Here is a 17,639-nt window from a genome sequence, read left to right as displayed (position 1 = left end):
CAGCAGCAGGGGATGGGCGGGGGAGAGGCGGGGAGGGGCGTTGATCCGCTGCTCAGGCGCCGCCGCTGCACCTCGTGCCCCGCAGGTGGTCGACGCCCATACGGTCCGTCGTGTCCGGGGCGCCGCCGAGGCGGTGGACGAGGATCCAGCGGCCGTCCGGGAAGGCGCCGGCGAAGACGGAGGAGTTGCGGGTGGCGCCGTTGTGCCAGACGAGCTCGCCGGCCCGCTGCCACGCCGGGGCCGGTTCGCCCAGCACGCGCTCCACCACCAGACCGGTGAGGATGCGGGCCGCGGCGCGCGGGGTCGCCCACATGCCGCCCGCGGGGAGTATCGCGCCGGTCATCGTCCACGGCCGCAGCCGGCGGCCGAAGAGACCGGTCGGAACCAGGCTCCGGCCGGGCGGCGGCCGATGCGTGACCTCGCTGCGTATGCCCAGGGGGTCCAGCACGTGCTCCGCCAGTAGATCGGTGTACGGGGCATCCGCCGCGGCCGACAATGCGGCGCCGAGCACGGCGTAACCGAGGTTGGAGTACTCCTCCTTCTCCCCGGGAGGAGAGACGGCGAGGGCGCCCGGGCCGGCCGCGAGGAGTTCGCGCAGCGCCTGGTCGGTGAAGGGGCGGTACGGGTCCGAGCGGGTCGCGCCGGGCAGCGGAGGGGGCAGGCGGGGCAGCCCGGAGGTGTGCTCCTGCAGGTGTCGCAACGTGATGCCCGTACCCGCGGGCGTCTTCAGCCACCGCTCCACGGGATCGTCCAGGGAGACCACGCCCTGGGCCGTGAGCTGCATCAGCAGCGTTCCGGTCAGCGTCTTCGTCAGGGAGCCGATCTCGACGAAGGCGTCGGGGTCGTGGCCCCGGTCGGTGTGGGGCGCGCAGAGGCCGGTGCTGCCCAGGACGCACGCAGGCGCGGAGAATTCCATGGCGCCCTATCCTGGCGGAAGGGGTGGGCGCTACACGGGCGGGGGGTTCTTCCCGGGAGGTGTCATGGGCAGCACCAGATGGTTCTTCGAGCCCGGCCACACCGGCGCCGAATTCCGCGCCAGGCACATGATGGTCACCTACGTGCGCGGGCAGTTGAAGAACGTACGCGGTTCGCTGGAGGTCGATCCCGACGACCCGGAGAACGCCCGCGTGGAAGCGGTGATCGACGCGACCGGGGTGTACACCGGCCAGGAACAGCGCGACGCACACCTGCGCAGCGCGGACTTCTTCGACTGCGAGAACCACCCGGAATGGACCTTCACCGGGACGCGCGTCCAGCAGGCGAGCGCGACCGAATTCGAAGTCACCGGAGAACTCACCATCCGGGGCGTGACCCGCCCCGTGACGTTCGACGTCACGTACCTGGGGCAGTGGGACACCCCCTGGTGGGAGGACGGCCGCGACGCCGGCCCCCGGCTCAGGGCCGGCTTCACCGCCACCACCAGGATCAACCGCCAGGACTTCGGGGTGAGCTGGAACGACGTGGTCGACCGGGGTGGAGTGGTCGTCAGTGACATGGTCGACGTCACGGTTGACGTGGAGGCGGTGCGGGAGCAGGGGCGGGAGTAGGGGTGGGAGTAGGGAGGGCCGGGGCTACCAGGTCGTCCCGGCCGGCTCCTCGACGGTGGTGTCGAGACGGTTGAAGAAGTTGGTCGTGGCGACCATGAGGATGATCGCGGCGAGCTGCTCCTCGGTGAAGTGGTCGGCGGCCGCGTCCCAGATGTCGTCCGGCACGGCCTTGCCGGTGTGGTCGGCGAGCCGCGTGGAGACCTCGGCCAGGGCCAGCGCGGCGCGCTCGGCGTCGCTGGGTGCCGGATGCCCGTCATGGTGTCGGGCAGGACCTTCGCGGGGTTCTTCATCCGAGCAGTCGTGATCAAATCCTCTGTTGTGTCATGGTGGCCGGGGCGTCCTCCCCGGCCGGTTGTCGACCGTTCACTTCACTGACGGATCGGAACAGGGGGATGTGACAGGTGAGCGAAAAAGATTTTCTGGCCGAGCGGTTCGAGGAGCTCCGGCCGCACCTGAGGGCGGTGGCCTACCGGATGCTCGGCTCGCTCGCCGAGGCCGAGGACGTGGTGCAGGAGACGTGGTTCAAGCTGAGCCGCTCCGACACCAGCGAGGTCGGGAACCTCGGCGGCTGGCTGACCACCGTGACCGGCCGGGTGTGCCTGGACATGCTGCGCTCGCGCGCCACGCGGCACGAGGAGCCGCTCCACGACCGGGACGGGCAGGTCGTCCGCCTCCCCGACCCGGTCATCAGCGGAGCGGACCGCATCGACCCGGAACAGGAGATCCTCCTGGCCGACTCGGTCGGCATCGCCCTCATGGTCGTCCTGCAGACCCTCGCCCCCGCGGAACGGCTCGCCTTCGTCCTGCACGACATGTTCCACGTGCCCTTCGACGACATCGCCGAGGTCATTGACCGCACCCCCGCCGCCACCCGGCAGCTCGCCAGCCGCGCCCGCCGCCGCGTCCAGGGGCAGGCCCCGGCGCCCGACACCGACCTGGCCGCCCGGCGCCGCGTCGTCGAGGCCTTCCTCGCCGCCGCGCGCGGCGGCGACTTCGACGCCCTCGTCGCCGTCCTCGACCCGGACATCGTGGCCCGCTCGGACGGCGGCACGCTGCTCCCGAGCGCGTTGCGCCGCGGCGCGACCGAGGTCGCCTCCCAGGCGATCATGTTCGCCCGCTTCGCCGAGGCGGCCCTCCCGGCGCTCATCAACGGCACGCCGGGCGTGGTCGCCGTAACGGCGGACGGCCGGCCGATGTCGGTCATGGCCTTCACGATCCAGGGCGGCCGTGTCACGGCACTGGACATCCTGACGGACCCGGAACGGCTGGAGCGGATCGACGTGAGCGCGTTGATGAAGTAACCGGGCTGGGGGGTGGGGTGAGGGCGGGGGCTTGTGCGGCGAGGAGGCCTGGCTGGGGCTGTTGAGACGCTCGGCCGTCGTCTCGGGTCACTTGTCCGCCGCCCTACGGCTCAGGTCGGTTGTTTTCCGGGCCCGGAAGGCCGCCGCCCCCACCCCCGCTGCCGGCCTGTTCTGACCCGAGTCGGGACACACCTTGCGATGGCATGTCACATCCGGGGCCTCCGTCGTGTCCTTATCCGTGACAGCACCATCGGGCACGGGAGGTACTCCAACCATGAACAAGCCGATCCTGGTGACCGGCGGCACCGGCACCCTCGGCCGTGCCGTCGTCGCGCGGCTGCTCGCCGACGGCTTGCCCGTACGGGTGATGAGCCGCCGGCCGCGGCGGGCGGGCGACGACCGGCCGTACGAGTGGGCGGTCTGCGACCTCGCCAAGGGCACGGGCCTCGACGCCGCCCTGGCGGACGTGCGGGCGGTGGTGCACTGCGCTACCAACACCCGCAACGACGTGGCGGCGACCCGGCGACTGGTCGAGGCCGCGCGGCGGTCCGGGAGCCCGGGCCCGCACCTCGTCTACATCTCGATCGTCGGCATCGACAAGGTGCCGCTCCCGTACTACCGCTCGAAGCGGGAGGCGGAGCGGATCATCCGGGAGTCGGGACTGCCGTGGACCATCCTGCGGACCACGCAGTTCCACGACCTGGTGGCGACCATGACCACGGTGCAGCGCCGGCTGCCGGTGGTGCTGACGCTGAGCGGCGTACGGGTCCAGCCCGTCGAGGTGACCGAGGTCGCCGACCGCTTGGCGGAGCTCGTCCAGGGCGCCCCGGCAGGCCGCGTGCCCGACATGGCGGGCCCCGAGGTCCGGGACGCCCGCGACTTGGCGGCCGCCACCCTGCGCGCGACGGGCCTCCACCGACGCATCGTGCCGCTGCGACTCCCGGGCAAGATCGCCCGAACCCTGCGCGCGGGCGGCATCCTCGCCCCGGACCGAGCGGTCGGCAAGGCCACGTTCGAGCAGTACCTGGCCGGTCGCGGATGAGCCCCTCGCTTCGGCCCTACGCCGGCCAGCGCCCGGACCGCACCTCGTGTATGAACGCGGTCCAGGCCGCGGCCGGGGATATGAAGGCGGGGCCGTTGTGTTGTTTGGAGTCGCGGACTCCGACGTGATCGGCCAGCGCCGCGACGGAGACGCAGCCGCCTGCGCCGTTGTCGCCGCTGTGGGAGGACTTGAACCAGACATCGCGGGGCGCCACTTCGAGGGCGGTCAGGTGGGGGCTAGTGCTCATCGATCTCTCTTCCCAGTCGGTGCAGAAAATCCGCTGTCTTGGCCGGAGCGAGGGCGCCCTCCCGCAGTGCATCGAACTTCCGGGCGTGCTTCCAGACCTCGCGCGGCCGGTCGCTGACCGTCATGACGGACGGGCTGTCCTCCATGACGACAGGATCGAGACCGGAGTCGAAGTCCAGGATGACGAAGTTCGCGTTCGCTCTGTAGGTGGGCAGGTTCATCGGGAGGATCTGGACGGTCACGTGGTCGAGCTCAGCCGCTCTGGCGATCTCTTCGTACTGCTCACGCATGACAGCCGTACTGCCGACCACGCGCCGCAGGGCGGCCTCATCGAGGATCACCCGCAGCTCGACCGGATCGTCTCCGAAGACCACTTCCTTGCGCTTCATGCGGGCGGCCACGGACTCCTCCACGAACTCGGTCGTCCTCTCCTCGACCGGCTTGGCCGTCGAGAACAGGGCGTGTGCGTAGCGCTCCGTCTGCAGGAGGCCGAAGACGACCTGGGAGTGCCAGGCGCGCATCGTGCGGGCATCGGTCTCCAGCCCTACGTACAGCAGCTGGCCGGACGGCATGTAGTTCTGATACGGCCTGTACCAGTCGGCGCTGAGGGAATCCCGGTGGAGCTCCAACAACTGCGCACGGTCGTTGCGGTCGGTTACGCCGTAGAAATCGAGCAGGTCTTCCAGATCGCGGACGCGCGGGAGCTGGTTGTGCCCGGACTCGACCCTGTTGAGCTTGGTGTCCGAGCTCTCGATGGCCGCGGCTGCTTCCTTGGTGCTGTACCCCTTCTTTTCCCGCAGGCGGCGGAGCTCCTTGCCCAGCTCCCTCCGACGGAACGTCGGACCGCGTCGTGCTGCCACTTTGAGCCCTCCCGGTGCTGTACCCGGTGCCGCGCCTCTGTACCCCGTCGGCGTGCCCCTGGCGGTTCGCGACGAGCTCCTGTTGCCTTCCAGAGCCCGGATGTTGGCAGTCTTCCACCGCGTGTCCCAGGGTGCGCAAGCCATGTCCGGGCTTAGGTATATGCCATTTCTCCCGAGAATGTTCGGCAAGCTTGTGACGTAACAAGCTGTTGCGGGACCGTGGTTGAGCCAGCCCCCCACACTCGTGAAGGAGACGCGCATGCCTCCGTTCCCCCGTACCGCGCATACCGGCGGAGGACTCACCTATGTGCTTCCGCCGACCGACGGAGCCGGAATCGAGAAGGTGATCCGCGACGCCATCGCCATGGACCGCTGGCTCCCCGCCCCCAGTCGCGTGGCCGAGCTGGCCGACCGGCTCCGTGTCTACATCGGGGCCGCGGTGCCCGCCGTCGAGGGGGCCGTGCAGGGCAGGCCCGTGGACGATCCCGTCCGTGTGGAGGTTCTGGCCACGGCCGCGGAGGCACGCCACCGCCTCGGGCTCGGTCCCGGGGACGGATACGCCTCGGCGATCACCTTTGCCAGGGGGCTGGGGCTGGTAGCCAGGGATCTTCTCCGGCTGCAGCAGGGGCTGCGGTGAAGGGGGCGGCGGCCTGGAGATCCCTGCGTGCGTGGTGGCGGCGTCGCCGGCCCGTGCGGCTCTTACCGCCGGGGCCGCCCCTGGTGGGCGCCGGGACGGGGCCGGTGCCCGTACCTGTACCCGTACCCCACACCGGCGGCCCGCCCGCGCTCACCCCCGTGCCCGGCTGTACCTGCCTACGTCTATGAGACGGGCGTGCTGGCCGCGCAGGCCGCGTCCGTGTTGCCCGACGGGCAGTTGTTGCCCGCGGTCGTGGAGGTGATCCGGTTGTCCAGGTGGTCGTCGCCCGTCGGCGGGTTGGCCACCCGCACCGAGTAGCTGATCGTCGCCTTGGCGCCGGAGGGCAGGTCGCCCTGCCACTGGAGGGTGGGGGACGAGTACGAGGTCGTTCCCCGGTCGGCGGAGGCGGAGTTGAACGTCGCGTCGTCCACCACGTCCGACAGGTCGTCGGCGATCGCCGCGCCGTCGATCGCCGTCGTGCCGGTGTTGGTCACCGTCACGGTGTAGGTGACCGTGTCCCCGGGGTGTGCCGACGGCCGGTCGACGCTCTTGGCGATTCTGATGGACGTCGCCATGGTGTCGAACGGCGCCGTCGGCACCATCGCGGCGCCGGTGATCACCCCCACGCCCACCAGGAAGGCGACGAGGGTCAGAACTCTGGGCAGACGATCAGGCAAGACGGTCCCCTCTCCCTGCGCGCATTCAGTGGGGAGATGGCTTGCACCGGGACATGAGCACTACCCATAAACCGCCCCAAGGGGTGAACGCCCGCTCAGGCTGACACTCGTTTCACGGCGGCTTTCACGGCGGCGTACGAGGAACTCGCCGCTCGCCCACTCGCGGAAGGGCTCGCGTACGGCGCGATCCCTGGGTAGCTTAGGGATCGACGCAAAGAGGCCCTCGCCACGGGCCGGATACCCGGGCGAGGGCCAACCGTAGGGACGGTTCGACCGTCAGCCCTCAGTCTGTGTGAGGACTGCCGGTCGCCGTCCAGCGGTCACCTTTTGGTGCACCACCTCCACAGCTCGCGAACCACGGCTGCGATTCGCTCGTGCAGAGGCTTCTTACGGTGGCGCCCCACTGGCGCCCCCCTTCATCGGGCTGCGGCCAGGATCCGGTGACCGCGCCGGAGGGAGCCCGGACCGGGACACCCTGGGGCGACATCCCGATGTCGGGACCTCTTGAAGGGGGGCGCTCTCGAAGCGCCGAGAGGGACTCTATACCCGCGAATCCGGCCAAGTCCCCTGATAGCGCGGAAGGTTGATCGTGGCTTTCTTGTGCGACTCGCGTTCGATCTAGGTCGGCTTTCCCAGGAACACCGGATTCGTCAGTGCCACCATCGGACCCGGCATCCCCGAGCCGCCCGTCGCCGCCCGCCGCACCTCGGCCCGTACGTACGCCGCGTGCGAGGGTGTCGTGCGCCACTCGACCGTGGCCGACCCCGACCCCGTTCCCGCCGCGGGCAGCGGCGTCTCGTGCAGGCGGCCCTGGTCCGTGATGAACGACGCCGTGCAGCCCTCCGGCACCCCCGACACCTCCAGGCGGATCGTCACCGGGGTGCCCCGGTCGACCGGGAGGCGTTCGCCGATGCCGGCGTGCTTGCCGCGGCCGCCCGTCGCCGTGAAGGACAGGTTCACCGCCGACGACTCCGCGATCCAGCTCCGGCCCGCGCGGAGGCCGGCCAGCAGGGCCTCGCGGGACAGGGCGTCCGCGTGGACGACCGTCTGCGGCATGCCCACCACCTGGGGCTCGCGGTGGGCGTCGCTGTTGCCCATGGCCGGCAGCCAGCGGCGGCGGCCCTCGCGTACCGCCGCCACGAGGGACGCGTCCCACGCCGCGATCGCCATCTCGTCGTCCGGCGTGTACGGGCCGTTCCAGACCTCCATCGCGTCCGCGTCCTCGTAGCCGAACTTCCAGTTGCAGCCGACGCAGGTCGCGTACGGGTGCGCGGGGACGACCAGGCCGCCCGCGCGGTGGATCGTGCGGGCGAAGCGGCCGAAGGCGGCGTCGCGGGCGCGGTAGCGCCAGTCGATGAAGACGCCGGGGTCCGTGCCGAGGGCGACGACGTGGCCGTTGCGGGTGGTGACCTCCTCTCCGGTCAGGATGAGGAGGTCGTCGCCCCACAGGCCCTCCCACGCCCCGTGCGACGACGTCGTGTTGTGCTCGGTGGTCGTGATCCAGTCCAGGCCGGCCGCCCGCGCCGCGGCGGCGATCTCGGCGGGGGTGCGCTTGCCGTCGGAGTGGACGCTGTGCAGGTGGTTGTCGCCCCGGTACCAGGCGCGGCCGCGGCCCCGGGCCCGCTGCGGCGGATACACCGGGCGCGGGGTGGCCCCGGCCGGCGGCGTCCCGTACCGCAGCGTCACCGTCACCTCGTACGCCAGGCCCTGCGGCGCGACCGTGTACGGGCCGAGGACGACGTGCCAGGTGCCGGGCCGCACGGGGCCGGCCAGGTAGCCGGGCGTGGCCCGCTCGGCGCCGATCGCGAACTCGGACCGGGCGCCCCCCGACCAGCCGCGGAAGCCCGCACCGCCCAGCTCCGTGCCGCGCTCGTCGAAGATGCCGATGTCGCAGGCGTTGCCCTGGGTGCCGGCGGGCACGGACGGTCTGTCGTACGCGTACGAGACGGCGATTTCGCGCACGCCGGGCGGCACGTCCACGGGCAGGTAGACGTAGTCGGGCGCTCCGGGCGGAAGGTGTCCGGTGACCTTCCGGGTCGCGGTCCGGCCGTCGTGGCCGTCCCCTGTGCTCGCGAACGTCACGGTATCGAGGGTAAGCACCGCCGCCGCGCCTGTGACAGCCGTGAGCACCGCGCGCCGGTCCGGTCGCTCCATCCGCTTCATCGCTCTCCTCCCGTGGAAGGGGCTCTGGCTCTTCGGGGGCACTGTTGTACGCCCCGATGGCGCGGAGGGGTACAGGAAGCCCCACGATTGCGACATTCGTATGGCGGCACCGCCCCGCCGGGGGCCCCTGGGGCCCGTTTGGGCTTACGGTGAGCCCCATTCCCCGCAGGACGCGAAGGAGGTGCCGCCCCGTGCGGATCGCAACCACGGTCTTCCTCACCGACGAGACGATCAGCCCGGTCCGGCTCGCGAGCGAGCTGGAGCAGCGGGGCTTCGACGGGCTGTACATGCCGCAGCACACGCACATCCCGGTCAGCCGGGAGACGCCGGCGCCCATGGGTGATCCGCTGCCGCGCGAGTACGGCCGGGCCCTGGACCCGCTGGCGGTGCTCGCCCAGGCCGCGGCGGTCACCGAGCGGATCGAGCTCGGCACGGGTGTCCTGCTGGTGGCCCAGCAGGACCCGATCGCGCTCGCCAAGCAGGTCGCGACGCTCGACTTCCTCAGCGGCGGCCGCCTGACGCTGGGCATCGGGTTCGGCTGGAACGTGGAGGAGGCGGCCGACCACGGCGTCGAGTGGAAGACGCGGCGCGATCTGGTGCGCGACCGGATGGCCCTGATGCGGGCGCTGTGGGCCGATGAACCGACCGGATACCGCGGCGAGTTCGGCGGAGTCAGTGCCAGCTTCGCGGACCCCAAGCCGCTGCGGGCGCCGCGCCGGCGCGGCCCGGACGTGCCGCCGCTCGTGGGGCCGCGCACCCTGATCGGGGGTGCCGCGGGGCCGAAGCTGTTCGCGCACGTCGCGGAGTACTCGGACGGCTGGATGCCCGTCGGCGGCAGCGGGCTCAAGGAGACGATTCCGCAGCTGCGCCGGGCCTGGCAGGAGGCCGGGCGGCCGGGCGAGCCGCAGGTCGTCCCGTACGCGGTGCACCCCTCGGCCGGGAAGCTCGCGTACTTCGCCGACCTGGGGCTCACCGAGGTCGTGGTGGGGTTGCCGTCGGCGGGGGAGGCGGAGATCCTGCGGGCGCTGGACGCGCACGCCGAATTCCTGTGAGCGGGGCGGGCAGGCGGGCGCCCCGGGCTGCCGGAGGGCGCCTCCGCCTGGGGTGACCCGGGGTGACGAGAGGCACACGAATGACGGACGGACCTCCTCCGGGCGGGCGGCACCGCGCTCGTATGCTCGGACAATGACTTCCACCCCGCCGCCCCCGCAGGGACCCGCACCGACCGCCAACGCCATGCGGCGCGCCCTCAAGCGCGCCCGGGACGGCGTGGCCCTGGACGTCGCCGAGGCCGCCGTTCTCCTCCGGGCCCGCGGTGCGGACCTGGAGGACCTGTGCGCGTCCGCCGCCCGGGTGCGGGACGCGGGGCTGGAGGCCGCCGGGCGCCCCGGCGTCATCACCTACTCGAAGAGCGTCTTCATCCCCCTCACCCGCCTCTGCCGGGACAAGTGCCACTACTGCACCTTCGCCACCGTCCCCGGCAAGCTGCGCCGCGCGGGCCACGGGATGTTCATGTCCCCCGACGAGGTCCTGGCCATCGCGCGCCGCGGCGCCGAACTCGGCTGCAAGGAAGCCCTCATCACCCTGGGCGACCGTCCCGAGGACCGCTGGCCCGAGGCCCGCGAGTGGCTGGAGGCGGCGGGCTACGACGACACCATCGCCTACGTCCGCGCCATCTCCATCCGCATCCTGGAGGAGACCGGCCTGCTCCCGCACCTCAACCCGGGCGCCATGACCTGGACGGACTTCCAGCGGCTGAAGCCGGTCTCCGCCTCGATGGGCATGATGCTGGAGACCACGGCCGAACGGCTGTGGAGCGAGCCCGGCGGCCCGCACCACGGCTCCCCGGACAAGGAACCCGCCGTCCGGCTGCGCGTCCTGGAGGACGCCGGGCGCAGCTCCGTGCCGTTCACCAGCGGCCTGCTGATCGGGATCGGCGAGACGCCCGAGGAGCGCGCCGAGTCGCTGTTCGCGCTGCGCCGCATCTCCCGCGCGTACCACGGCATCCAGGAACTGATCATGCAGAACTTCCGCGCCAAGCCGGACACGGCGATGCGCGGCATGCCCGACGCCGAACTGGACGACCTGGTCGCCACCATCGCCGTCGCCCGGCACATCATGGGCCCCTCCGCCTGCCTCCAGGCGCCGCCCAACCTCGTGGCGGGCGAGTACGAGCGGCTCATCGGCGCCGGCATCGACGACTGGGGCGGCGTCTCCCCGGTCACCCCGGACCACGTCAACCCCGAGCGCCCCTGGCCGCAGATCGACGAGCTCGCCGAGCGGTCCGCCGCTGCCGGCTTCCGGCTGCAGGAACGTCTCGCCGTCTACCCCGAGTTCGTCCGGCGCGGCGAGCCCTGGCTGGACCCGCGCGTACTGCCCCACGTCCGCGCCCTGGCCGACCCGGAGACCGGGCTGGCGAACGAGCGCGCCGACGTCAAGGGCCTGCCCTGGCAGGAGCCCGAGGACGTCTTCGTCCCCTCCGGCCGCACCGAACTGCACCGCGCGATCGACACCGAAGGCCGCACCGCCGACCGGCGCGACGACTTCGACGAGGTGTACGGCGACTGGGAGGCGCTCCGGGAGGCCGCCGCGCCCGGCATGGCGCCCGAACGGATCGACGCGGACGTGCGCGAGGCGCTGCGGCAGGCCGCCGACGACCCCACCCGGCTGACCGACCCCCAGGCCCTCGCCCTGCTGCACGCCGACGGGCCCGCGCTCGACGCCCTGTGCCGCATCGCCGACGACCTGCGCCGGGACGTGGTCGGCGACGACGTCACCTACATCGTCACGCGGAACATCAACTTCACCAACGTCTGCTACACCGGCTGCCGCTTCTGCGCCTTCGCCCAGCGGCGCACCGACGCCGACGCGTACACCCTCTCCCTGGACCAGGTCGCCGACCGTGCCGCCCAGGCGTGGGACGTCGGTGCCGTCGAGGTCTGCATGCAGGGCGGCATCCACCCCGACCTGCCGGGCACGGCCTACTTCGACATCGCGCGGGCGGTCAAGGAGCGCGTGCCGGGCATGCACGTGCACGCCTTCTCGCCGATGGAGGTCGTCAACGGCGCGACCCGTACCGGGATGTCCGTACGGGAGTGGCTGACCGCCGCGAAGGAGGCCGGGCTCGACACCATCCCCGGCACGGCCGCGGAGATCCTCGACGACGAGGTCCGCTGGGTCCTCACCAAGGGCAAGCTGCCCGCCGCCACGTGGATCGACGTCGTGCGCACCGCCCACGAGGTCGGGATCCGGTCCTCGTCCACGATGATGTACGGGCACGTGGACCAGCCCCGGCACTGGCTCGGGCACTTCCGCCGGCTCGTCGAGATCCAGCAGGAGACGGGCGGCTTCACGGAGTTCGTCACGCTGCCGTTCATCCACACCAACGCCCCCGTGTACCTGGCGGGCATCTCCCGCCCCGGCCCGACCATGCGGGACAACCGGGCGGTCACGGCCATGGCCCGGCTGCTGCTCCACCCCCACATCACCAACATCCAGACCAGCTGGGTGAAGCTCGGCGCCGAGGGAGCGGCGGAGATGCTCCGCTCCGGGGCGAACGATCTGGGCGGCACGCTGATGGAGGAGACCATCTCCCGCATGGCGGGCTCCTCGTACGGCTCGTACCGGTCGGTCCGCGACCTGGTCGCCATCGCGGAGGCGGCGGGGCGGAGGGCGCGGCCGCGCACGACGCTGTACGGGGAGGTGCCGGCGGAGCGGGTGGCTGCCGCGATGGCTTCGGACGGGCATCTGCCGGAGCTGCTGCCGGTGCTGGACGACTAGCGTCGGGCGGTTCGGGTCGTGCCGGGGCCCGGCTCGGCGGCGGCTGCCGCCGGGCTCGCGCCGCCGGGCTCGGTTTCGGTTATCGGGTTGTCCCAGATGTTGCCGTCTTGTCGAGATGCCTCGACAAGACGGCAACCGACGGGCGTCTAGGGTGGCCCGCATGTCTTGGCCTCAGAATCCCCAGCAGCCCCACCAGCCTCCGCAGCCGCATCCGTCGCAGCCTCCGCAAGGCGTACCGCAGGGCGGGGCGTGGGGTGGGCCGGAGGCCACTGCCGTCGACCAGCCGGCCGTCGCCCCGCCGCCCGGCGGGGTCCACGCGGCGCCCACCGCCTTCGCGCAGCCCGCGGTGACGCCGCCCGCCCCGGCGCAGGGCGGCGGCGCCCACGCGCAGCCGACCGTCTTCGCTCAGCCCGCCGTCCAGCCGCCGGGCCCCGGCGCAGCCGGATCCGTGCCGCCTCCGCCCCCGCCGCCGGGCGGCTGGACGGCCCCCGCCCCGGCACCGGCCCCCGCACCCGCCCCGCCGGGCGGAGGCAGTGGCGGCGGCGGCAACAACAAGACCCTGCTCGCCGTCATCGGCGGCGTCGTGGCCCTCGCCGTCATCGGCGGCGGCGCGTTCTTCTTCCTCAAGGGCGGCGACGACAAGAAGGACGAGAAGGCCGGCGGCACGTCGCAGGCCTCCGGCGCCCCGGCCGCCGGGAACCAGCAGCAGCCCGCCCCCGAAGGCGGCGCCAACAGCGCGGCCCCCTCGGACGGCGGTCCGCAGGCCGTGCCCGCCGGATGGCAGACGCAGACCAGCAAGGAGCACAAGCTCCAGTACGACGTGCCCGGCACGGGGGAGAAGTGGAAGATCTTCCCCCAGGACACGATGATCGCGTACACGGACGCGTCCGGTAAGCCGCAGATCTCGATGCGCGACACCGCCAACTTCAGCGAGGGCGGCTGTTCTTCGTCCGCCAACCCCAACTCGATCGGCGAGGCCGGCAAGGGCCAGCTCGCCACCGTCGGCACGGCGGGCGGCGACGCCTCCCTGAGCATCCAGGAGAACGCCCGCAACTGGGCGGGCAACTGGGGCGTCTACGCGTACGGCGGCCTGGGCAACAAGCCCAAGATCGAGGTCAGCCAGGCCAAGCCCTGGAAGCAGAACGGCATCGAGGGCTGGACCGCGACCGCCAAGGTCAAGGTCCTCAACCGCCCGAGCCCGTGCGTACCGCCCACGGCCATCGTCAAGAGCATCGTCACCAAGCTCCCCGACGGCACCTTCAGCAGCTGGATCATGTACGCCGACCAGGGCGTCTCCGGCGCACTGCCGGAGTCCCGGATCGACGAGATCATGAAGACGGTCCGCCCGCTCAAGGGCTGAGGGCAGAGCCGAGAACAGGGCCGAGAACAGGAAGGGGCGGGACACCATGACCACCACCGCACTGTGGAGCCGGGCGCAGCAGCAGGACTTCCGCGCCCGCGTCCGCGGCTGCCTGCTCGGTGGGGCGATCGGCGACGCCCTCGGCGCGGGCATCGAGTTCCAGTCGCTGCACGCGATCAGGGACGCCCACGGGCCGGCCGGCGTACGCGACTACGTCCGGGCCTACGGGCGGCGCGGCGCCGTCACCGACGACACCCAGATGACGCTCTTCACCGTGGACGGCCTGATCCGCGCCGAGATCCGGCGCGACAGCGGCACCTGGCCCGCACCCGAGGAGGTGCACCGTGCGTACCTGCGCTGGGAGGCCACCCAGCGCCACCCGGGGCCGGATCCGCGCATCCCCGCCCTTGGCCGGCTGGGCCGCCAGGAGTGGCTGTACTCGCAGCGCGCGCCGGGCAACGCCTGCCTGTCCGGGCTGGCGGACGACCGGATGGGCACCCTCGCCGCGCCCAAGAACCCGCAGTCCAAGGGGTGCGGCACCGTGATGCGCTCGGCGCCGTTCGGCCTGCTGGTGGACCGGGAGGCCGCGGAGGTCTTCCGGCTGGCCGCCGAGTGCGCCGCGCAGACCCACGGCCACCCCTCGGGCGTCCTGGCGGCGGCTGCCTTCGCGGCGATCGTGCACGGCATCGTCCGCGGCGGGACGCTGGAGACGTCGGTGCGGCAGGCGCTCGACCTGCTGGCGCAGTGGGGCGGCCACGAGGAGACGACGGCCGCGCTCCGGCAGGCGCTCGACGCCGTACGCCAGGGGGCACCGAGCGCCGAGCGGCTGGAAGCGCTCGGCCAGGGCTGGGTGGCCGAAGAGGCCCTTGCCATGGGCGTGTACAGCGCGCTGGTCGCCGAGGACATGCGGCACGGGCTGCTGCTCGCCGTCAACCACAGCGGCGACTCCGACTCCACGGGCTCGATCTGCGGCAACCTGCTCGGCGCGCTGCACGGCGAGACCGCGCTGCCGCCGGACCTGCTGGCCGAGCTGGAGGGACGGGCCGCGATCGCCGAACTCGCCGACGACTTCGCCCTGGAGCTCACCCAGGGGGCGCAGCTGCACGGCCCGGACGTCGCCTCGACGGTCTGGACGGAGCGCTACCCGCAGGGCTAGCGGCCGGGGCGTCCGAGGGCGGGCAACCGTTGCGATTGCACAACCCGAGGTCGCGGCCGCACGGTCGCGACCCCCGGGCCTGTGCCCGGATACGGCGGAACCCCCTCGGCCGGGACGGCGGACCAGTCGAGGGGGTTCTGCGCGGAACTGCCTTGGGGTGGTGAAGATGTCGTATCGGGCGGACTTATCAGAAGTCGTACGCGCGACGGGAAACGGTCGTCACAAACGAGGACCAGGCGGCGGGCTCGAAACCGAGAATCGGCCCCTGGGGGTCCTTGGAGTCACGGACCGCGATGGACTGGGGGAGAGGGGAAGCGACCTCCACGCAGTCGCCGTTGGCCAGCGAGTACGAGGACTTGCGCCACGTGGTGTTTCCCTGCTGGATGGCCATGATTGCTCCCATGCCTTGGTGAGTATGTGCCTTGATCAGAAACGCCGGTCGGAACGCCGGTTTCCCGAGGTGCGACCGACGTTACGCGCCAACATCACCTGATGAACGGGCCATTCACTCGACCGGATGGCATATTCGGGAACGCCCTTCCCGGTTGACCGGTGGAGGGTGTACCGTGCGGCGGCCGCCCAGGGAGACGGGCTCGACTGCCCGCTCGGGCTCGCTCGGGATCACTCGGGCTCGCCGGGATCCGCCCGGACGGGCTCGGATCGGCCCGGACCGCTGCGGCTCAGACCTCCGCCGCCCACTCCTCCGCGACCCGGTCGATGAACTGCCGGGAGTGATCCGCGTTGAGGGCCTGCATTCGCAAATGCTCGTACATCACGCTGTAGGTCTGCACATCGTTCGGCTTCTCCAGGTAGAGGTCACTGGTGATCCCCTCCAGATAGACCGTGCTGGCATCCTGCGGGTCGTTGAACTCAAGAATGGAGAACTTTCCGTACATGCCCGGATGCGCACCCACGTCGTACGGCAGCACCTGCACCGTGATGTGCGGCTCCATGCTGAACTGCACGAGCTGGCGCATCTGTTCCGCCATGATCTCCCGGCTGCCCACGATCCGGCGCAGCGCCGACTCGTCGATGACCGCCCAAAGCCGCAGCGGATTCTCCGGATCGGTGATCCGTTCCTGCCGCCGCATCCGCACCTGCACGCGCCGCTCGATATCCGCGCCCGTCGCCTCCGGCCAGGAGCCCTCGGTCACGGCGCTCGCGTAATTGGGCGTCTGCAGCAGACCCGGTACGAGAGATGCCTCGTACACGCGCAGTGAGGCCGCATCCGTCTCCAGGCCGATGTAGACGCTGTAGGGAATGTCGCCGAAGGCGTGCCACCAGCCCTGCTGGCGCGACTCCTTGGCCATCTGCATCAGCGAATCGACAATGCGGTGGTCCTCGACCCCGTACACCCCGCAGAGATCGCGCACGTCGCGCTGGCTGATGCTGCGGCGGCCGTTCTCCAGGCGGCTGATCTTCGACTGCGAGACGAGCAGCCGCTCGGCCACCTCTTCGGCGGTCATGCCCTTGAGTTCGCGGAGCTTGCGCAGCTCCTGCCCCAAGCGGCGTCGCCTAACGGTGGGATTGACACTGGACGCCACGGGACGCACCTCCGGCTCCGTCATGCTGCTGTCTCCTGACCTCGCAGCCTGCCACCACATGCCGGGGCGGCGCTGGAAAATGCCACACAGAGTCCGCCTGCGGTGAAGGGTTGCCGGGGCCGGCCGCTGCGGACCGTGCATCGTCCCGTGCATGTGCACGCGGGGTGGTGGTCCGGACCGCCGTCCCGGGCGGCCGGCCCACCACCCCGCGCGATATCGCGGCTCCCGAACCGGGCCGGGGGACTGCGCTGCGGTCGGTCGAGCTCTGGGTGTGCTGTGGGTGTTGCTGTGCGGGTGGTGCGGTGGTGCGGTGATTCGGTGGTGCAGTGATGCAGTGGTGGTGCGATGTGCTGTGTCGCGCCGTTCTCCGGGCGGTCAGCGGCTTCGGCGGCGTCGGCTCACGACGCGCCGACCCGGGCCATCACGGCCGTCCCCTGGGCCACCTGCTGCCCGGACGCCGTACCCCGGACCGACGTGCGCCGCCCCGAGCCGCCGGCGCCGTGGGCGCCCGCGCCGGAACCGGCTGCTGCCGGGGCCCGCCGCGGCTGCGCCGCGACGCCGTTCTGCACGTCCATCACGGCGTGCGCCACGAGCCCGCCCATCGGGTCGTGCCTGATCAGATCCCGCAGCCGGGAGCGGGAGGACCGCCCCTCGTTGCCCGGGTAGAGGTGCTTGCCGAGACCCACCGCGTGGGCCAGGGCGGCGAGCGCCGCGGTCCGCGGGTCCGGCGGGACGCCGGTGCGGATCGCGCTGTCCAGCCGGGCCCTGATCTCCCGGCTGATCGCGGTGTCCGTCGCCTGATAGCGCGTCGTCGGCAGCACCCCGCACATCTGGCCCGCCACGGCATGCACCATGCCGCACCGCTCCAGGTGCGTGAGATACGTCTGGCGCAGCCCCAGCCGGGGCCCGCCGATCCAGTGGACGGCGCGGACCGGACTGCCGCGGCGGCGCAGCAGTTCGAGCGCGGTGTCCAGCGTCGGATCTCCTGTCGGCCGCGGCATCACCACGGCGATACGATCCCCGTCTGGGGCTATCCGTCCAGCCAGAGCCAGCTCCACTAGCTGCGCCCCGGCGAGACCCAGGTCGAGCGACTGCGGCTGCGCCGTGGTTCCCGTGGCCGGGTCCAAAGCGAGCAGCAGAAGCTCCTCCGGAATTGTTCTGCGGCTCCTGCCCATCCATGCCTCCCCGCGTGGATGACTGACAGGGTGACCCCTCTCACATTGGTCTGTCGAGAGTGCGTGGTGGCTTCGGGTGGGAACCGGTAGGTATGTCGTCTCGTCTAGCACGACGGTGAGGCCGGTCGATCCCTTCCGGCGGTGCGGTTGC

17 protein-coding genes are annotated in these 17,639 nt (G+C 71.9%); 8 read left to right on the top strand and 9 right to left on the bottom strand.

What is annotated here, in order from left to right:
- Positions 1-52: 52 nt before the first annotated feature.
- Positions 53-916, bottom strand: a complete 864-nt coding sequence (locus AS857_RS32630) for a serine hydrolase domain-containing protein (protein WP_058046742.1) — start codon at positions 914-916, stop codon at positions 53-55.
- Positions 917-980: 64 nt separating this feature from the next.
- Between AS857_RS32630 and AS857_RS32625 the strand changes: the two genes are divergently transcribed.
- A complete protein-coding gene (locus tag AS857_RS32625) occupies positions 981-1,547 on the top strand; it encodes a YceI family protein (protein ID WP_058046741.1) in 567 nt (188 codons plus the stop codon).
- 24 nt (positions 1,548-1,571) lie between these two features.
- Here AS857_RS32625 and AS857_RS32620 read toward each other — a convergent pair whose 3' ends face one another.
- A complete protein-coding gene (locus AS857_RS32620; protein ID WP_338058288.1) occupies positions 1,572-1,712 on the bottom strand; it encodes a carboxymuconolactone decarboxylase family protein in 141 nt (46 codons plus the stop codon).
- A gap of 236 nt (positions 1,713-1,948) precedes the next feature.
- On the opposite strand from AS857_RS32620, the gene AS857_RS32615 reads away from it, so the two are divergent.
- Positions 1,949-2,848 carry a sigma-70 family RNA polymerase sigma factor gene (locus AS857_RS32615; RefSeq protein WP_058046740.1) on the top strand — a complete coding sequence of 300 codons (900 nt, stop codon included), beginning with the start codon at positions 1,949-1,951 and terminating at the stop codon, positions 2,846-2,848.
- A 274-nt stretch (positions 2,849-3,122) separates the two neighbouring features.
- Complete coding sequence (locus tag AS857_RS32610) at positions 3,123-3,890, top strand: SDR family oxidoreductase (protein ID WP_058046739.1); 768 nt, start codon at positions 3,123-3,125, stop codon at positions 3,888-3,890.
- 16 nt (positions 3,891-3,906) lie between these two features.
- Here the strand turns inward: AS857_RS32610 and AS857_RS32605 are convergent, their stop codons facing one another.
- Together AS857_RS32605 and AS857_RS32600 are read right to left on the bottom strand one after the other, a co-directional pair.
- Positions 3,907-4,137: a DUF397 domain-containing protein gene (locus AS857_RS32605; RefSeq protein ID WP_058046738.1), complete on the bottom strand. Its 231-nt coding sequence runs from the start codon at positions 4,135-4,137 to the stop codon at positions 3,907-3,909.
- Positions 4,127-4,996 carry a helix-turn-helix domain-containing protein gene (locus tag AS857_RS32600; protein WP_058046737.1) on the bottom strand — a complete coding sequence of 290 codons (870 nt, stop codon included), beginning with the start codon at positions 4,994-4,996 and terminating at the stop codon, positions 4,127-4,129. Before AS857_RS32600 ends, AS857_RS32605 begins: the two co-directional genes overlap by 11 nt.
- Positions 4,997-5,255: 259 nt before the next feature.
- Here AS857_RS32600 and AS857_RS32595 point away from each other — a divergent pair, with 259 nt between their 5' ends.
- Positions 5,256-5,633, top strand: coding sequence for a DUF6415 family natural product biosynthesis protein (locus AS857_RS32595; RefSeq protein ID WP_144440913.1), 378 nt, complete (start codon positions 5,256-5,258; stop codon positions 5,631-5,633).
- Between the two features lie 182 nt (positions 5,634-5,815).
- Here the strand turns inward: AS857_RS32595 and AS857_RS32590 are convergent, their stop codons facing one another.
- Both AS857_RS32590 and AS857_RS32585 read right to left on the bottom strand, forming a co-directional pair.
- Positions 5,816-6,310: a DUF7927 domain-containing protein gene (locus AS857_RS32590; RefSeq protein ID WP_144440912.1), complete on the bottom strand. Its 495-nt coding sequence runs from the start codon at positions 6,308-6,310 to the stop codon at positions 5,816-5,818.
- 618 nt (positions 6,311-6,928) lie between these two features.
- Positions 6,929-8,464: a CehA/McbA family metallohydrolase gene (locus AS857_RS32585; RefSeq protein ID WP_058047216.1), complete on the bottom strand. Its 1,536-nt coding sequence runs from the start codon at positions 8,462-8,464 to the stop codon at positions 6,929-6,931.
- A 200-nt stretch (positions 8,465-8,664) separates the two neighbouring features.
- Here AS857_RS32585 and AS857_RS32580 point away from each other — a divergent pair, with 200 nt between their 5' ends.
- The 4 genes from AS857_RS32580 to AS857_RS32565 all read left to right on the top strand — a co-directional run bounded on the left by AS857_RS32580 (position 8,665) and on the right by AS857_RS32565 (position 14,769).
- Positions 8,665-9,525, top strand: coding sequence for a TIGR03619 family F420-dependent LLM class oxidoreductase (locus AS857_RS32580; protein WP_058046734.1), 861 nt, complete (start codon positions 8,665-8,667; stop codon positions 9,523-9,525).
- A 133-nt stretch (positions 9,526-9,658) separates the two neighbouring features.
- Positions 9,659-12,253, top strand: coding sequence for a bifunctional FO biosynthesis protein CofGH (locus AS857_RS32575; RefSeq protein ID WP_058046733.1), 2,595 nt, complete (start codon positions 9,659-9,661; stop codon positions 12,251-12,253).
- A 160-nt stretch (positions 12,254-12,413) separates the two neighbouring features.
- Positions 12,414-13,613: a DUF8017 domain-containing protein gene (locus AS857_RS32570; RefSeq protein ID WP_245700587.1), complete on the top strand. Its 1,200-nt coding sequence runs from the start codon at positions 12,414-12,416 to the stop codon at positions 13,611-13,613.
- 46 nt (positions 13,614-13,659) lie between these two features.
- The gene (locus AS857_RS32565; RefSeq protein WP_058046732.1) at positions 13,660-14,769 is read left to right on the top strand and encodes an ADP-ribosylglycohydrolase family protein; all 1,110 of its coding nucleotides are present in this window, start codon (positions 13,660-13,662) and stop codon (positions 14,767-14,769) included.
- 187 nt (positions 14,770-14,956) lie between these two features.
- On the opposite strand, the gene AS857_RS32560 is transcribed toward AS857_RS32565, so the two are convergent.
- From AS857_RS32560 to AS857_RS32550, 3 genes are all read right to left on the bottom strand, one after another.
- Positions 14,957-15,160 carry a DUF397 domain-containing protein gene (locus tag AS857_RS32560; protein WP_058046731.1) on the bottom strand — a complete coding sequence of 68 codons (204 nt, stop codon included), beginning with the start codon at positions 15,158-15,160 and terminating at the stop codon, positions 14,957-14,959.
- Positions 15,161-15,449: 289 nt separating this feature from the next.
- Entirely contained in the window at positions 15,450-16,313 is an 864-nt protein-coding gene (locus AS857_RS32555; RefSeq protein WP_058047214.1) for a helix-turn-helix domain-containing protein, read from the bottom strand.
- Positions 16,314-16,711: 398 nt separating this feature from the next.
- Positions 16,712-17,488: a GOLPH3/VPS74 family protein gene (locus AS857_RS32550; RefSeq protein WP_058046730.1), complete on the bottom strand. Its 777-nt coding sequence runs from the start codon at positions 17,486-17,488 to the stop codon at positions 16,712-16,714.
- Positions 17,489-17,639 lie beyond the last annotated feature (151 nt).

This window comes from Streptomyces roseifaciens (assembly GCF_001445655.1).
GTDB classification, from domain to species: Bacteria; Actinomycetota; Actinomycetes; order Streptomycetales; family Streptomycetaceae; genus Streptomyces; species Streptomyces aureoversilis.
Note: the sequence above shows the minus strand (reverse complement) of the source record. Positions and strands in the feature narration are given on the sequence as shown.

Excerpts from the sequence above, each read along its gene's own strand:
- AS857_RS32630 (WP_058046742.1), bottom strand. The coding sequence starts at position 916 with ATGGAATTCTCCGCGCCTGCGTGCGTCCTGGGCAGCACCGGCCTCTGC.
- AS857_RS32625 (WP_058046741.1), top strand. The coding sequence starts at position 981 with ATGGGCAGCACCAGATGGTTCTTCGAGCCCGGCCACACCGGCGCCGAA.
- AS857_RS32610 (WP_058046739.1), top strand. The coding sequence starts at position 3,123 with ATGAACAAGCCGATCCTGGTGACCGGCGGCACCGGCACCCTCGGCCGT.
- AS857_RS32605 (WP_058046738.1), bottom strand. The coding sequence starts at position 4,137 with ATGAGCACTAGCCCCCACCTGACCGCCCTCGAAGTGGCGCCCCGCGAT.
- AS857_RS32595 (WP_144440913.1), top strand. The coding sequence starts at position 5,256 with ATGCCTCCGTTCCCCCGTACCGCGCATACCGGCGGAGGACTCACCTAT.
- AS857_RS32585 (WP_058047216.1), bottom strand. The coding sequence starts at position 8,464 with ATGGAGCGACCGGACCGGCGCGCGGTGCTCACGGCTGTCACAGGCGCG.
- AS857_RS32575 (WP_058046733.1), top strand. The coding sequence starts at position 9,659 with ATGACTTCCACCCCGCCGCCCCCGCAGGGACCCGCACCGACCGCCAAC.
- AS857_RS32570 (WP_245700587.1), top strand. The coding sequence starts at position 12,414 with ATGTCTTGGCCTCAGAATCCCCAGCAGCCCCACCAGCCTCCGCAGCCG.
- AS857_RS32565 (WP_058046732.1), top strand. The coding sequence starts at position 13,660 with ATGACCACCACCGCACTGTGGAGCCGGGCGCAGCAGCAGGACTTCCGC.
- AS857_RS32560 (WP_058046731.1), bottom strand. The coding sequence starts at position 15,160 with ATGGCCATCCAGCAGGGAAACACCACGTGGCGCAAGTCCTCGTACTCG.
- AS857_RS32550 (WP_058046730.1), bottom strand. The coding sequence starts at position 17,488 with ATGGGCAGGAGCCGCAGAACAATTCCGGAGGAGCTTCTGCTGCTCGCT.